At 43.8% G+C, this 15,083-nt stretch carries 19 protein-coding genes; 9 read left to right on the forward strand and 10 right to left on the reverse strand.

Going from position 1 to position 15,083, the window contains the following annotated elements:
• Window positions 1-374: 374 nt before the first annotated feature.
• From rpsI to zapE, 3 genes are all read right to left on the reverse strand, one after another.
• Complete coding sequence (gene rpsI, locus EXT48_RS16385) at window positions 375-767, reverse strand: 30S ribosomal protein S9 (RefSeq protein ID WP_161796706.1); 393 nt, start codon at window positions 765-767, stop codon at window positions 375-377.
• 8 nt (window positions 768-775) lie between these two features.
• Window positions 776-1,204 carry a 50S ribosomal protein L13 gene (gene rplM, locus EXT48_RS16390; RefSeq protein WP_010376694.1) on the reverse strand — a complete coding sequence of 143 codons (429 nt, stop codon included), beginning with the start codon at window positions 1,202-1,204 and terminating at the stop codon, window positions 776-778.
• A 354-nt stretch (window positions 1,205-1,558) separates the two neighbouring features.
• Window positions 1,559-2,647: a cell division protein ZapE gene (gene zapE, locus EXT48_RS16395; protein WP_130165057.1), complete on the reverse strand. Its 1,089-nt coding sequence runs from the start codon at window positions 2,645-2,647 to the stop codon at window positions 1,559-1,561.
• Between the two features lie 123 nt (window positions 2,648-2,770).
• Here zapE and EXT48_RS16400 point away from each other — a divergent pair, with 123 nt between their 5' ends.
• From EXT48_RS16400 to EXT48_RS16410, 3 genes are all read left to right on the forward strand, one after another.
• Window positions 2,771-3,226, forward strand: a complete 456-nt coding sequence (locus tag EXT48_RS16400) for a YhcB family protein (protein WP_010376689.1) — start codon at window positions 2,771-2,773, stop codon at window positions 3,224-3,226.
• Between the two features lie 115 nt (window positions 3,227-3,341).
• Window positions 3,342-4,694, forward strand: coding sequence for a DegQ family serine endoprotease (locus EXT48_RS16405; protein WP_010376687.1), 1,353 nt, complete (start codon window positions 3,342-3,344; stop codon window positions 4,692-4,694).
• 102 nt (window positions 4,695-4,796) lie between these two features.
• Entirely contained in the window at window positions 4,797-5,876 is a 1,080-nt protein-coding gene (locus EXT48_RS16410; protein ID WP_039492907.1) for a trypsin-like peptidase domain-containing protein, read from the forward strand.
• A gap of 61 nt (window positions 5,877-5,937) precedes the next feature.
• Here EXT48_RS16410 and murA read toward each other — a convergent pair whose 3' ends face one another.
• From murA to EXT48_RS16445, 7 genes are read right to left on the reverse strand one after another with little or no spacing between them, the layout of a single operon-like run.
• The gene (gene murA, locus EXT48_RS16415) at window positions 5,938-7,197 is read right to left on the reverse strand and encodes a UDP-N-acetylglucosamine 1-carboxyvinyltransferase (RefSeq protein WP_017219046.1); all 1,260 of its coding nucleotides are present in this window, start codon (window positions 7,195-7,197) and stop codon (window positions 5,938-5,940) included.
• A gap of 12 nt (window positions 7,198-7,209) precedes the next feature.
• Window positions 7,210-7,467: a BolA family protein gene (locus tag EXT48_RS16420; RefSeq protein ID WP_039492911.1), complete on the reverse strand. Its 258-nt coding sequence runs from the start codon at window positions 7,465-7,467 to the stop codon at window positions 7,210-7,212.
• A 5-nt stretch (window positions 7,468-7,472) separates the two neighbouring features.
• Window positions 7,473-7,778, reverse strand: coding sequence for a lipid asymmetry maintenance protein MlaB (locus tag EXT48_RS16425; RefSeq protein ID WP_039492913.1), 306 nt, complete (start codon window positions 7,776-7,778; stop codon window positions 7,473-7,475).
• Entirely contained in the window at window positions 7,765-8,451 is a 687-nt protein-coding gene (locus tag EXT48_RS16430) for a phospholipid-binding protein MlaC (RefSeq protein ID WP_045987633.1), read from the reverse strand. The genes EXT48_RS16425 and EXT48_RS16430 overlap by 14 nt, the downstream gene beginning before the upstream one ends.
• Before the next feature lie 2 nt (window positions 8,452-8,453).
• Window positions 8,454-8,999 carry an outer membrane lipid asymmetry maintenance protein MlaD gene (gene mlaD, locus EXT48_RS16435; protein ID WP_010376676.1) on the reverse strand — a complete coding sequence of 182 codons (546 nt, stop codon included), beginning with the start codon at window positions 8,997-8,999 and terminating at the stop codon, window positions 8,454-8,456.
• 13 nt (window positions 9,000-9,012) lie between these two features.
• Entirely contained in the window at window positions 9,013-9,792 is a 780-nt protein-coding gene (gene mlaE / locus EXT48_RS16440) for a lipid asymmetry maintenance ABC transporter permease subunit MlaE (protein WP_010376675.1), read from the reverse strand.
• A 2-nt stretch (window positions 9,793-9,794) separates the two neighbouring features.
• Complete coding sequence (locus EXT48_RS16445; protein ID WP_010376674.1) at window positions 9,795-10,595, reverse strand: ATP-binding cassette domain-containing protein; 801 nt, start codon at window positions 10,593-10,595, stop codon at window positions 9,795-9,797.
• Between the two features lie 174 nt (window positions 10,596-10,769).
• Here EXT48_RS16445 and EXT48_RS16450 point away from each other — a divergent pair, with 174 nt between their 5' ends.
• Genes EXT48_RS16450 through lptB form a run of 6 tightly spaced genes read left to right on the forward strand, consistent with a single transcriptional unit; the run spans window position 10,770 to window position 15,069 of the window.
• Window positions 10,770-11,729, forward strand: a complete 960-nt coding sequence (locus EXT48_RS16450; protein WP_010376669.1) for a calcium/sodium antiporter — start codon at window positions 10,770-10,772, stop codon at window positions 11,727-11,729.
• Window positions 11,730-11,738: 9 nt separating this feature from the next.
• Window positions 11,739-12,710 carry a KpsF/GutQ family sugar-phosphate isomerase gene (locus EXT48_RS16455; RefSeq protein ID WP_130165058.1) on the forward strand — a complete coding sequence of 324 codons (972 nt, stop codon included), beginning with the start codon at window positions 11,739-11,741 and terminating at the stop codon, window positions 12,708-12,710.
• Complete coding sequence (gene kdsC, locus EXT48_RS16460; RefSeq protein ID WP_130165059.1) at window positions 12,710-13,261, forward strand: 3-deoxy-manno-octulosonate-8-phosphatase KdsC; 552 nt, start codon at window positions 12,710-12,712, stop codon at window positions 13,259-13,261. Before EXT48_RS16455 ends, kdsC begins: the two co-directional genes overlap by 1 nt.
• Window positions 13,258-13,812: an LPS export ABC transporter periplasmic protein LptC gene (lptC, locus tag EXT48_RS16465; protein WP_017219042.1), complete on the forward strand. Its 555-nt coding sequence runs from the start codon at window positions 13,258-13,260 to the stop codon at window positions 13,810-13,812. The genes kdsC and lptC overlap by 4 nt, the downstream gene beginning before the upstream one ends.
• Complete coding sequence (gene lptA / locus EXT48_RS16470; RefSeq protein ID WP_039492922.1) at window positions 13,802-14,344, forward strand: lipopolysaccharide transport periplasmic protein LptA; 543 nt, start codon at window positions 13,802-13,804, stop codon at window positions 14,342-14,344. The genes lptC and lptA overlap by 11 nt, the downstream gene beginning before the upstream one ends.
• Complete coding sequence (lptB, locus tag EXT48_RS16475; RefSeq protein WP_039492925.1) at window positions 14,344-15,069, forward strand: LPS export ABC transporter ATP-binding protein; 726 nt, start codon at window positions 14,344-14,346, stop codon at window positions 15,067-15,069. Before lptA ends, lptB begins: the two co-directional genes overlap by 1 nt.
• Window positions 15,070-15,083: the final 14 nt, after the last annotated feature.

Here is a 15,083-nt window from a genome sequence, read left to right on the forward strand (position 1 = left end):
ATAAACCCGCAGAAAATCATCTATGATTACTTCGAGCATGAAACCGAGTATTTATGATATCGCATCTGACACAACAATATACTGACTAAGATCAACCCCCCGACTAAGGATACGCACCAAATCGCGTGACTGGATCTCAGGTCTTTCTACTTGCTTCGCCAATTGTAGCAAAAAAAACCGCCAAGTTACCGCTCGAATTGCACTAATTATTATATTTATTGAACTTTTTTAACTCGACGCGATATTTTTGAGCAAATAAGCAGGATAAAACGAACGAGATGCCTCGTTAACTCGAGAGATGGATGTGCATAGGAGATGCTAAAAACAAAAAACCCAGCATAAGCTGGGTTTTTGAATTCTTGAAACGTAATAAATTAACGCTTAGAGAACTGTGTCTTCTTACGTGCTTTCTTAAGACCAACTTTCTTACGCTCAACTTTACGAGCATCGCGAGTAACAAAGCCAGCTTTACGTAGAGCTGGACGTAGAGACTCGTCAAACTCCATTAGTGCACGTGTGATACCGTGACGGATAGCACCCGCTTGACCAGTTGTACCACCACCTGCAACAGTGATGTATAGGTCAAACTTTTCTGTCATTTCAACTAGCTCTAGAGGCTGACGAACAACCATGCGAGAAGTTTCACGACCGAAGAACTCTTCTAAAGAGCGCTTATTGATTACGATGTTGCCAGTGCCTGGGCGTAGGAATACGCGAGCACTTGAACTTTTACGACGACCTGTACCGTAGTATTGATTTGCCATGATAGTGCTCCTTAAATGTCTAGAACCTGAGGCTGCTGTGCAGCGTGGTTGTGCTCGTTACCAGCGTAAACTTTAAGTTTACGGAACATTTCACGACCTAGAGGACCGCGAGGTAACATGCCTTTAACCGCTTTCTCGATGATCATTTCAGGCTTTTTAGCTTGAAGTTTCTCAAAGTTGATAGACTTAAGGCCACCTGGGTAACCAGAGTGAGCATAGTACATTTTGTCCTGAGTTTTGTTACCAGTTACAGTAACTTTCTCAGCGTTGATTACGATGATGTAATCACCAGTGTCAACGTGTGGAGTATACTCAGCTTTGTGCTTACCGCGAAGGCGACGAGCGATTTCAGTAGCGATGCGACCTAAAGTTTTACCTTCAGCGTCAACTACGTACCAGTCACGTTTTACAGTTTCTGGTTTAGCAACAAACGTTTTCATTATAAAAATCCAAAGTTTTCAATTTTAAAACCACAGGCAGTCCTTGGACTACCGCTCTACTTGTATTTGCTTTAACCCCTTCGAGTTTAAGACTTTTATGCCGCTCAAGTCAGTGGCTAAGCCGACGAGGGCAATAGAACGCAACGTGGCAGGCCGCGGATTATAGCAAGCCTTCTGGGTGAAAACCAGCGCTTGGTGCTTTTTTCTACAAGAAAATCTGAAGAATTTCGAAAAAAATAGAAAAGGCAAAAAATCCAACGAAATGACGACGTGTGCGTGACAAGGACTCGTTCAAATAGGATATTAACAAACACCCACACCGAACAAGTCCTCTTAACAAAAAAGTAATTGCCGTTAGGCTAAATGCTCTCTTGCTAAATATTCATGGGATTGCATTTCTTGCAAGCGGCTAATGCAGCGTTTGAACTCAAAACTCAATGTACCTTCGGTATAAAGTTCAGTAATAGGCGCTGCAGCCGAGATGATAAGCGTCACATTGCGCTCATAAAACTCATCGACGAGCGCAATAAAGCGCCTTGCCGCGTCATCGTTTTGCTGACCCATTTGCTTCACATTAGATAGAATCACGGTGTTATATAAGCGACTGATCTCCATGTAATCCACTTGCGAACGAGCGGTTTCACATAGCGCAGGGAAATCAAACATAACAATACAATCAGACACCATCCGAGTTTGGATCATCCGACCTTCAATCTCAATCGCCTGTCCGGCTTTACCTGGCTCCGGAGAGAGTTTGTTAAAGTAGTCGAATAAGTTTTCATCCGCTTGTTTATCAAGTGGGCTGTGAAAAATTTCCGCTTGCTCCAACGTGCGCAAGCGATAGTCAATACCCGAGTCCACATTGACTACCTCAGTATTGGCTTTTACCAACTCAATGGCTGGTAAGAATCGCGCACGCTGCAAGCCATTTTTATACAAATCATCAGGCACAATATTCGATGTGGCCACTAACACGATACCGCGCGCAAACAGCGCCTGCATTAATCCACCCAGTAACATGGCATCGGTGATGTCTTGCACGAAAAATTCATCGAAGCAGATAATGTCAGTTTCAGATTTGAAGGTATCAGCGATGCTTTCCAGAGGGTTTTTCACTTCATTAAGCTTTTTCAGCTCTGCGTGAACACGATGCATAAAGCGGTGAAAATGCACTCGCATTTTACGCTCCGTCGGCAAGGCATCGTAAAAGGTATCAACCAGATAAGTTTTACCACGCCCTACTCCACCCCAAAAGTACAACCCTTTCACTTTTGGCGGCTCAGCTTTACCAAACAAGCGCGAGAAGAAGTTTTGTTTGACCGGGGGCTGATTGATAAGGTCGTCATACAGTCGCTGTAAATGCTTTACGGCATTTTCTTGTGCGCTGTCATATTGAAAATCATCACGTTGTAGATCTTGCTGATATTTTTCCCAAGGCGTCATCGACTTAAATATTTTTTTACGATTTGTTTGTAGGTTATATTAACACGACTGTATTCACAGCGTATATTTAACTCTAACAGAGTTTTAATTTTATTTGCCGTTGAGGCACACAGGGAGAAACCTATGACTACCGTTACTTGGCTTGGATTACTGATCATTGTTGCCATTGCTGCATTCTTTTTAGGTGGCTTTGTAACGAAAAAGCAGTTCAAACACGACGAGCTGGAAGTGCAAGCACAACAAGCTAAACACGACCTTGAGCAATATCGTCAAGACGTATCAGATCACCTCGCTAGCACCAAAAAGCTAGTAAATAAAATGCAGGATAGTTATCAACAACTGCTTACCCATGTGGAAGAAACCAACCAACTACTGACACAGGATCGCCCATCTCATCCTGCGGATCCTTTTTTCTCGAAAGAAACCACAGAACAACTACAAGCTTCTCTTCAAGCGCGCCCAGAGAGAAGACGTAAGCAAGATCCAAGTTTTGAGGCACCACCGAGTGACTATGCCGAAGGTGAAACTGGGTTATTTTCTGGTCAAAAAAAAGAAAGTGAGCAAATTAAAGCCTCTTGATGAAACTTTTTGTTGACCCCATAGTCTTTAAAAGAAGTTATTGATTACTCATAAGGGGCTAATTATCAGCCCCTTATGACTTATATTAACGCTAATAGCGGAGTACTTCACGACTATGAAATTTAAACTATCTTTGTTATCGGCCGCTTTACTTTCTTCTAGCTTATTGCTGTTACCGCAGCAAAGCATGGCCAAACTTCCTGTTGCCGTAGACGGCCAACAACTACCAACGCTAGCACCTATGCTCGAAAAGGTCGCCCCGGGCGTTGTTAGTATCCAAGTAAAAGGTGCTAAAGAAGTGCGTCGCCGTGTCGACCCTTTCGACTTTTTCTTTGGACAACCGCAGCCTCGTAGCCAAAAGCGCCCTTTTAGTGGCCTCGGCTCAGGTGTCATCATCGATGCAGATAAAGGCTATGTCGTTACAAACAATCACGTTATTGATGATGCAGACGAAATGCTTGTCACTTTAAAGGATGGCAGAGAATTTGAGGCCAAATTAATCGGTAGCGACGCCGAATCTGATATCGCATTGCTACAAATCGACGGCGAAGACCTAACAGAAATAAAACTCGCTAATTCAGACAAGTTGAGAGTGGGTGATTTTTCCGTTGCTATTGGTAACCCATTTGGATTAAGTCATACCGTCACCTCAGGAATAATCAGTGCACTAGGCCGTAGCGGCTTAAATATCGAAGGCTATGAAGACTTCATCCAAACAGATGCGGCAATCAACCAAGGTAACTCAGGTGGTGCGCTAGTTAACTTAAACGGCGAACTCATTGGTATCAACACTGCTATTTTAGGCGCGTCTGGCGGTAATGTCGGGATCGGCTTTGCTATTCCATCAAACATGATGAAAAACCTAGTGGATCAAATTGTTGAGTACGGAGAAGTTCGTCGCGGTTCATTGGGTATATTGGGTCGTACCTTAGATGCTGGTCTTGCTAAAGCACAAGGCTTTGATGTTAAGCGCGGTGCTTATGTCATGCGCGTAGTGGAAGATTCTGCAGCGGACAAAGCGGGTCTGAAAGCCAATGATGTCATTGTCAGCCTCAACGGCGACGACATTGAAAGCTTTAATGAACTCCACGGTAAAGTGGCTACGATGGGTGAAGGTCGTGAGGTACGACTTGGTGTTTACCGTGATGGCAAAACCAAATTTATCGACGTAGAGCTTGGTGGTAAGCAAGAAGAACAGGCGAATGCAGAGGATGTACATCCAAACCTACGAGGCGCGGTACTAGAGAGTGGCGAGCGCAATGGTAATGAAGGTGTCGTCATTACCTCAGTAGAACCTCGCTCACCAGCTGCACGCGTTGGCCTTGAAGAAGGCGATGTGATCATGCAAGTGAATCGCCAACGTGTCACTAGTGTTAAAGATATGTCTAAACTAATTAATGGTATTAAAGGTAATATCGTACTTGGGATTAAACGCGATCGCGAGACGGTTTTCTACCTCATTCAGTAACGAAATAGACAAATATTAAAAATGAAACACAGCGAAACTTGTCGCTGTGTTTTTTTTTGTGTCATTATTAGCAGTATTAGATAACGATAAATATAAGCTCTTGTGTTCAAATTAATTAAATTCATTTTTCCACCGCTGCTTGCCGGACTAGGGATCGCTTTTATCATCATTTGGTTTAATCCTGAGCTAAGGGATAACTTGCCAAAACTTGAGGCCCCACATATTCAGGCCCATCATATGAGTTTTGCTGATGCTGTAGAAAAAACAGCTCCAGCGGTCGTGACGATTTTTTCCGAGGGCTTTAGCAATCAGCCAAGATATCAGCGCCAAAGCACGGTTAGAGAACTTGGCTCTGGCGTAATCATGAGCCGAGATGGCTACATACTGACAAACTATCATGTGGTGAACAATGCCGACCAAATCATTGTGCTTCTTCCTGATGGCCGCCAGTATAGCGATACGCAACTGATAGGCTTTGACACGATTACGGACTTAGCTTTATTAAAAATTCCAGCTGAGAATTTGCCTGTCATTCCTATCGATCATGACTACTCACCACGTGTTGGGGATGTGGTGCTCGCAATTGGTAACCCATTGAACATTGGACAAACCATTACGCAAGGCATTATCAGTGCTACAGGCAAACAGACTCTCACAGAAAGCCAGTTCAATAATTTGCTGCAAATGGATGCCGCGATTAATGTTGGTAATTCAGGTGGTGCCGTTGTCAATTCTAATGGCGCGCTAGTTGGCATTACCTCTGCACAATTTCGCACGCGTTTGAATATTGATATCCAAGGTATCTCTTTTGCGATCCCTTATGATCTTGCAATGGACGTCATGCATAAACTCATTATGGATGGCAGAGTGATCCGAGGCTACCTCGGCTTTAGAGGCACGCCAGTTGACAATACAGGTAAAAGCGTAACGGATCTCTACACACCAATTGTCGGCCTTGCTGTGAGCGAATTAGACCCGCTAGGTCCCGCATGGCAAGCTGGCATGAAAGAGCATGATATTGTGGTTAAAGTAGGTGGAGAGCCTGTGACTAATCCGCAAAGGACATTGAAGACGATTGGCAACACTGCGCCTGGTACTAAACTCGAGTTTGAAGTACTCAGAGGTGGTCAGCGCCTCACCATTACTGTGGAAGTCGCTGAACTCGAAACAGGACTGTATTAAGCAAAGCAAAAAGCGTCCAGAGGGACGCTTTTTTGTTTTTTACCAATTCGCTTAATTAAGCTCAGGTTTTACGGCGTTTTATATTTGCACCTAACCGACTTAGCTTATCTTCTATCTTCTGATAGCCCCTATCAACGTGATAGATGCGATCGACTATGGTTTCGCCTGTTGCCACAATACCCGTTAGGATAAGACTCGCTGAAGCGCGTAAATCGGTTGCCATTACCTGCGCACCAGATAACGACTCAGTCTCACCACAGATTGCAGTGTTGCCTTCTAAACGAATATTCGCGCCCATACGCTGTAGCTCTGGTACGTGCATAAAACGGTTTTCAAAGATAGTCTCTGTGATTGTCGCGCTCCCTTCAGCCACCACATTTAATGCGGTAAACTGAGCTTGCATGTCTGTTGGAAAACCAGGATGTGGCATAGTTTTGATATTAACGGCTTTCAAAGCGCGTTGACGCATATCCACATAAATACTGTCTTCACTTACCTCCACAATCGCATTGGCGGCGCGTAGCTTTTCAAGCACAGGTTCAAGGCTATGATAATCCGTGTTTTTACACAGCACTTCGCCTTTTGCCATTGCCGCAGCAACCAAAAAGGTCCCTGTTTCGATGCGATCAGGAAGGATTTTATGCTCACAACCATTAAGACGCTCAACGCCTTCTATCTCAATTCGGCTCGAACCTGCACCGCTGATCTTGGCACCCATGGCAACTAAGCATTCAGCTAAGTTAATAATCTCTGGCTCTCGCGCAGCATTATCTATCACAGTTTTACCATCGGCGAGGGTTGCAGCCATCAGTAAGTTTTCAGTAGCACCAACGCTGACGGTTTCCATAAAGATCTCGGCGCCCCGAAGACGACCTTCGGTTACCGCATGGATATAACCATTTTCAACTTTGATCTTGGCGCCCATTTTCTCAAGGCCTGAAATATGCAGATCGACTGGACGAGCACCAATAGCACAGCCTCCCGGTAGGGATACTTGCGCTTGACCAAACCTTGCGACTAATGGGCCTAACGCCAGTACCGACGCACGCATTTGCTTAACGAGTTCATAAGGTGCAAGCACGCTATTTACCGTTGCTCCGTTGATTTCTAAGATATCGCCGTCCCACTCAACTTCAGCGCCCAGTGTTTTTAATAAGGCTTCAGTGGTACCTATATCGCGTAAGTGCGGTACATTAGAAAAACGACTTTTACCATCGCCAAGCAGAGCAGCGAATAAAATAGGTAGGGCTGCGTTTTTAGCCCCTGAAATAGTGACTTCACCGGCTAAAGTGGTGCCACCTTGGATAACAAACTGATCCATTGCGGCACTCCGTTATTGTGGAAGAATAAATTTGCGCTCTTTTTGCCATTCATCAGGTGTGAATGCACGAATACTAACAGCATGGATGGTGCCGTCTTTAATAGTATCCATCAGTGGGCCGTAGATCAGCTGTTCTCTTTTCAGCCTTCTTAATCCGTCAAAACACGTTCCAACAGCAATGACTTCGTAGTGACTACCATTAGCTTTAACGATGATCTCGTCAAGCGATAGTGCATCTCTCAATAAAGTTTCGACTTGATTTGTTTCCATTAGACTCACTCAAATAGGGTTGTCACCTGCCCCAACTCCATTAAATTTTGCAGTTGTTCAGGCGTATTTTTCAGCTCGAGACGAATGTCGCGCTGTTTCAATTGACCTAAAGAGTGAATTAACCAAGCTAAGCCCGCGGTGTCAACCCTTGTCACCTCAGAAAGGTTAAAATAGACGGTTGATTGTGCATTTTTCAACACTTGAACGATGGTCGACTGTTTCAGTGCGCTTGGTAAACTCGCTCTCGTAAGTTCACCAGTTAACACGATTTCACCTTTACTTTCGGTGAATGAAATACTAGGCGTCACCATCATCTCCTCTAAATTGCACCGGAAGCTTGCTCTTCTTATCTAACAGTTGGATCACATGCTCAATACCCTGCTGGCGTAAAATACCATGTAGCTCCGATTGTTTGGCATCGAGTAAACTAATGCCTTCCGCCATCATGTCAAAAGCACGCCAGTCACCGTCTTGACCGCGTCTAACTTTGAAATCAATTTTGATATCAGGCTTACCAGGCTCTACAATTTTGGTCTTAACAACCACCACACCTTCATTCTCAAATGGGCGATGCTCACCAAACTCTACCTTTTGGTCTTTATATTGAGTAAATACACCAGCATAAGTCGCTACCAGGTAATTTTTGAATACTTCAATAAACTCTCTAATATGCTCGACAGCAGCAGCTTTCTCCTCTTTACTTTCAATGTTGCGAACCTTTTGAATATAAGAACCTAATACACGATACGCAGCATATTTGTAATCAATGTACGGCAAGAGCTCTTCTTCTACGATAACGCGTAAGTGTTCTTTGTCTTTTTCAATGATGTTTTGCTCTTTCGTAACACGCTGAAAAGTTTGCGCCGCAACTTGCTCCACCATTTTATAAGGATCGCTTGAGTCCACTTCTTTCGCCTGAACCAATGCGGTAGCCATCAATGCTACAAGCAAAGTCAGACATTTTGCATAGATGTTTTTTAACATATTTACTCGCTCCCTTGATTAAATAGGAACTGACCAATTAGCTCTTCTAATACCAGTGCCGATTTTGTATCTGTGATCATATCACCGTCTTTTAGCGCTTTTGTTTCCACACCAAAAAGAGACTCAAGATCAACGCTATCTTCACTCGTTACCTCCTGACCAAGACATTTTTGCTTCGCAGATTCAGCAGCAATAACGGGAGAAATACCTAAGTATTGCTCTCCCAAAATGCCCGAAGTCAAAATCGAAACCGACGACGTATCGGAAAACTGACACTCGTAGTTTTTATCTAAACTCATTGAAACTACCGGCACGAACTCTTGTGGATGGATGTGAATTCCATCAACACGACCAATCACAACCCCACCCACCTTAATTGGGGCGCGGGTTTTCAACGAACCTATATTTTCGAACTTAGCATGCAAAGTGTAAGTTTCACCATTGCCGCTTAAGCCTGAGTTAGCTACCTTTAGCGCCAACATAACAAATGCAGCAATGCCCAATGCCACGAACAACCCAACTAAAATTTCTATTTTCCGTGTATTCATTTTTTAAAACCTTTTAACTTGAGAACATAACCGCTGTTAATACAAAGTCAAAGCCAAGTACAGCCAGTGAAGAATGTACTACCGTCTCTGTCGTCGCTTTACTTATTCCTTCAGAAGTGGGAATACAGTCATAGCCTTTGTATAGCGCGATCCAAGTTACTAATAGTGCAAATACGAAACTCTTAATAAGACCATTTAAGATGTCTTGTTGAAACGACACTTGCGATTGCATAATTGACCAGAAGCTACCTGAATCTACGCCTAACCAATCAACCCCCACCAAGTGTGCGCCTAAAATAGCGATTGCAGAGAATATCAATGCGAGTAACGGCATACTAATAAAACCGGCCCAGAAACGAGGAGCAACCACGCGTTTAAGCGGATCTATCGCCATCATTTCTAAACTAGATAATTGTTCCGTAGCCTTCATCAAACCGATTTCGGCAGTTAACGCACTGCCTGCACGTCCTGCAAATAAGAGTGCGGTTACCACAGGGCCCAGCTCTCTAAGTAAACTCAAAGCAACCAAAGGTCCAAGGCTATCTTCAGCGCCATACCCAACTAACACGGTATAGCCTTGTAATGCCAATACCATGCCGATAAATAAACCAGACACCATGATAATCAACAATGATTGATGGCCAACCATGTAAAGTTGCTTAATCAACAGCGGCGTGCCTTTTCGGAAATTAGGTAAGCTACATAGCGCACCAAAAAGCATTGTTGTGGCACGGCCAAGTGCAGCAAAACGGCTGAGGGTTTTGTGGCCTAGTTTTTGTAAAAAGTCGACCATACTCACTCTCCTTGCAACAGCGCTTGCTGATAATCAGGCGCTTTAAAGTGGAATGGCACAGGCCCATCCGCAAGGCCTTGTAAGAACTGCTGCACTAATGGCGATTCATGTTCAAGCATCTGCTCAGGGGTTCCTGTACCAATCACACCTTGCTCAGCAATAATAACGACGTGATCGGCAATGCTCAGCACTTCAGTAACGTCATGAGTGACTATCAGCGACGATAATCCCAACACTTCATTAAGGGACTTAATCAAGCGAACTAGAACACCCATGGAGATCGGGTCCTGACCTGCAAACGGTTCATCGTACATAATTAATTCAGGATCAAGTGCGATAGAACGCGCTAAAGCCGCGCGTCTTGCCATACCGCCAGAGAGCTCTGCCGGCATTAAATCTTTTGCACCACGAAGACCAACCGCTTGAAGCTTCATCAGCACCACTAAACGGATTAGTTCTTCAGATAACTCGGTATGCTCGCGTAGAGGAAATGCCACATTGTCAAACACGCTCATATCGGTAAACAAAGCACCGCTTTGAAATAACATACTCATGCGCGTTCGAGCTTGATACAAAGCTGCTCGTGACATGTTAGGGATACTGTTTCCAGCAAAAAGAATATCACCGCTATCAGGCTTAAGCTGACCACCGATTAAACGCAGCATGGTGGTTTTACCAATGCCACTCGGTCCCATTATTGCGGTAATTTTACCCTTTGGTACGGAAAAGCTCATGTTTTTGTAGATGATCCTTTCACCCCGAGAGAAGGTTACATCCTTGATTTCTACAATTGACTGCGACAAGTCGCTCTCCAGATCCAGACTATATTCATCCAAGTATGATACTTTTTTTTCAAACAAGATGGAAAATCGTTTTGGTAAAATTTTGTAAGTAGTGAAATGTAACGGTTTGCTTATACTTTCCAGAGCGCTTTTGGTAGTATCTATCGAAATTTTAATCCTATTGGCTAGAGGTTCATGGTTTTATCGTTTGTTATTCTCATTCTTGGCTTTATTGCACTGGTTTGGAGTGCTGACCGCTTTGTTTTTGGTGCGGCCGCTCTTGCACGAAACTTTGGTGTGCCAACATTAATTGTTGGTTTAACTATCGTGGCCATGGGTTCTTCAGCACCAGAAATGATGGTTGCTGCGCAAGCCGCTCTTGCAGATAAAACAGACACCGCCGTGGGCAATGCCATAGGTTCTAACATCGCCAATATCTTACTCGTTTTGGGTCTCACCGCGTTATTAAGGCCACTCTCCGTAGGCTCTGGTATTTTGCGCCGCGAAATGCCGCTGTTAGTCATCGTTTCATTGGCTGCTTGGTATATCGTTAGTGATAATCACTTTAGTTTCGTAGAAGGTGTTTTGTTATTAGTCGGTTTCGCCGCTTTTCTTCTTGCACTTATCATTATCACCAAGCGTGGTGGTGGAGATAATGATGACCCATTTGTCAGTGAAGCCTGTGAAGAAGTGCCAAATAATATTCCAACTCAAAAAGCCGTTTTCTGGTTAATCGTGGGTATGATTTTACTGCCTATTAGCGCAGACTATCTCGTTGGCGCTGCGGTTGATATCGCCAAATATTTTGGCATGAGTGACCTGCTAATAGGATTAACCATTATCGCCGTTGGTACTAGTTTACCCGAGCTTGCGGCATGTGTTGCTGGCGTACTTAAAAAAGAAGACGATCTAGCGCTTGGTAATATTATTGGCTCGAACATTTTTAATATATTGGCCGTGCTATCCATTGCTGGGATCATTAACCCATCTGTCCTCGACGCCAATATTGCGTCACGTGATATATTTATTATGCTTGGCGCGACACTGCTGCTTATCCTAATGAGCCTCAGCTTAACAGGTCAGCGCCGCATCAACCGCTTAGAAGGTGGCATACTTGTCGCAAGCTTCGTCGGTTATATTTACTACATCATTTAAGGAAGCCTTGTGACAACGAACCTATTTATTGACTCTGCAAATCAAGTTTTTGCTACTGAACTTGCAGCAATAGAAGAAGTGCAACAGTTTGTTGATCAACAATTTGTAAAAGCCTGTGAAATTATGTTTGGCTGCCAAGGTCGCATCATCGTGATTGGCATGGGTAAATCAGGCCACATCGGTAACAAAATCGCAGCGACACTCGCAAGTACTGGCAGCCCCGCATTTTTTGTTCATCCAGGTGAAGCAAGTCACGGCGACTTGGGTATGATCACCAAAGACGATGTGGTTTTGATGATCTCCAACTCAGGGGAAACCCAAGAGGTGATCTCTATCCTACCTGTGATTAAGCGTTTAGGTGCCCCGGTAATCTCTATGACGGGCAACCCGAGCTCTACAATGGCTCGTAATGCGACAGTTCACCTTTGTGTTAGAGTATCGAAAGAAGCCTGCCCATTAGGACTTGCACCCACGGCCAGCACCACAGCTACGCTAGTGATGGGTGATGCGCTCGCGGTTGCGCTACTTGAAGCCAGAGGCTTTACGGCTGATGATTTTGCGCTTTCTCACCCTGGCGGTAGTTTAGGAAGGCGTCTACTACTAACCGTTGCTGATGTCATGCATCAAGGGGATGCAATCCCTATGGTCAATAGTCATTGCACAATTAAAGAAGCTTTATTTGAAATGTCAGCTAAAAGTTTAGGTATGACGGCAATCGTAGATGAAAGCTCGCAATTACAGGGTATTTTTACCGATGGTGACTTGCGCCGAATTATCGAACAAAAGGTCGATATTCACACCACCCCAATCACGCAAGTAATGACGGCTAAAAGTACGACTGCACGCGCCGATATGCTCGCAGCTGAGGTACTCAATATCATGGAAACCAAACGAATTAATGGCTTGATTGTGGTAAACGAAAACAACATCCCGGTTGGCGCCTTGAATACGCAAGATTTACTTAGAGCGGGGGTGCTGTAATGCAATTTGAAGATTTATATCAGACGATTTCACCTAAAGCTTGGGAAAAAGCAAAACAAATCAAATTATTGATTTGCGATATTGATGGCGTATTCTCAGACGGCCGTATATACCTTGGTAATAATGGTGAAGAACTGAAAGCATTTAATACCAAAGATGGGTTTGGTATTAAGGCCTTAATTGATAGTGGTATCGAAGTCGCCGTTATCACTGGTAGGCATTCACAAATAGTTCAGCAACGCATGACTAGTTTAAATGTAACTTATATTTACCAAGGCCAAGAAAACAAGTTAGTGGCATATGATGAATTGAAGACTAAGCTCAACCTTAGTGATGACGAAATTGCGTATATTGGTGATGATGGTCCAGACCTACCCGTAATGGAACGAGTCGGTTTTGCCGTTGCTGTCAATGATGCACATCCTCTTGTTAAACATATCGCTCATTACACAACCTTGATGCCTGGTGGTTTTGGTGCTGTGAGAGAACTGACTGATCTTCTAATGCTCAGCCAAAATCACTTATTGACTTCCAAAGGATCAAGTACATGACCGTATTACGTGTCATCTTACTCATTGTTTTCGCTTCTTTAATGGTATGGATGTGGTCGCCCATGTTTAATCCATCAGAGGCGGACTCAGCAAAAGAAGATGAACCGTTAGCTAAGCCCGATTATGTTGCAACCACGCTTCAGCAAACGACCTATAGTGAAAATGGCTTATTAAACTATCAAGTAACTGCTGATAAGATGGAGTTGTATCAAGATCTTGGCTTTAGTCACTTTGAAAAGCCTATTTTCACCTTATATAACGGTGAGCAGAATTGGCAAATAAGTGCATTAGAAGCAACACTGTACGAAAACAATACCTTGATACTGGAAGGCAATGTGCTGGCAAAAAATTTAACGCCTAACGCCATGATCACCGATATCAATGCCGATAATGTAAGAGTTGAAATTAAGCAAAAATTGATGAAATCGGAACACCCTGTCGTTATCACCGGTCCTAGTCTTAGGATCACGGGTAAAGGGCTGCATGCGGATCTACAAAAGCAAGTGATCGAACTCATCAACCACACAAAGACAATTTATTATGACCAGTAAAATCATTAACAAACTAGTTTTCATCGGCTTGCTTGCAAGTTCTACTTTAGCAAATGCTGCAGAACAAAATGAAGTCATTATTGATGCTGGCCGTCAGCAAGCTCAACTGCAAAGCAACATCGGTATTTTTGAACAGAATGTTGTTATTATTCATGGCAACAGAAAAATAAATGCCGATCGCCTAGAAGTCCACCGCCGCGCGGAGCTTGGTACTAACAAGCAACTGCTTGTTGCAACTGGCAGCCCAGCTATTTTCAGCGAACGTCAACCTGATGGTAATTTGCTAGAAGCCAAAGCAAACGAAATTCGTTACGACGTTGCGAAAGGCACCTTAGTCATTTCTGGCGATGCGGAAATCAATCAAACTGGGCAAAAAATTAATGCGCAAGTCATCACCTATGACATTGAAAAGCAATTGATCAGTGCTGAGCGCTCAGACCAAGAAGATTCTCGGGTAAGAACCATCCTTGTTCCTGTTGATGACAAAAAAGACGCAAAAGATAAAAAAGCGCAGGAAGAAGGTAACAATTAATGAGCGAGCTCAAAGCAACTGGTCTAGCAAAGAGTTATAAAGGTCGTGAAGTCGTCAAAAATGTTGGCTTAAGTGTTAAGGCTGGCAGCATTGTAGGCTTATTAGGACCAAATGGTGCAGGTAAAACCACTACGTTCTACATGATTGTAGGGTTAGTACCAAGCGACAAAGGTTTTATTCAGATTGATGATGAAGATATCACTTTGCTACCGATGCACAGCCGCGCGCGACTTGGTATTGGCTATCTACCGCAAGAGTCTTCAATCTTTAGAAAACTCACGGTCTATCAAAATTTGATGGCGATTTTAGAAACTCGAAAAGACTTATCTAAAGTTGAGAGAGAAGCTGAACTAAACGAGTTACTTGACGAATTTAATATTCAACACATTCGCGACTCACAGGGCATGGCATTGTCGGGAGGCGAAAGAAGACGCGTAGAGATTGCTCGCGCTTTAGCCGCTAATCCTAAGTTTATCCTGTTAGATGAACCTTTTGCTGGTGTTGATCCTATTTCGGTGTTAGATATAAAGACAATCATAGAGCACCTAAAAAACCGCGGTATCGGTGTGCTAATCACCGATCATAACGTTAGAGAAACGCTGGACGTATGTGAAAAAGCCTACATCGTTTCACATGGTGAGTTAATCGCTGCAGGCACGCCAGAACATGTTTTGGCAGATCAAACCGTAAGAGATGTCTACCTAGGCGAACAATTCAAGCTATAGTTAAGACGTAGTAT

This window comes from Pseudoalteromonas sp. CO348 (assembly GCF_004208845.1).
Lineage (GTDB): Bacteria > Pseudomonadota > Gammaproteobacteria > Enterobacterales > Alteromonadaceae > Pseudoalteromonas > Pseudoalteromonas maricaloris.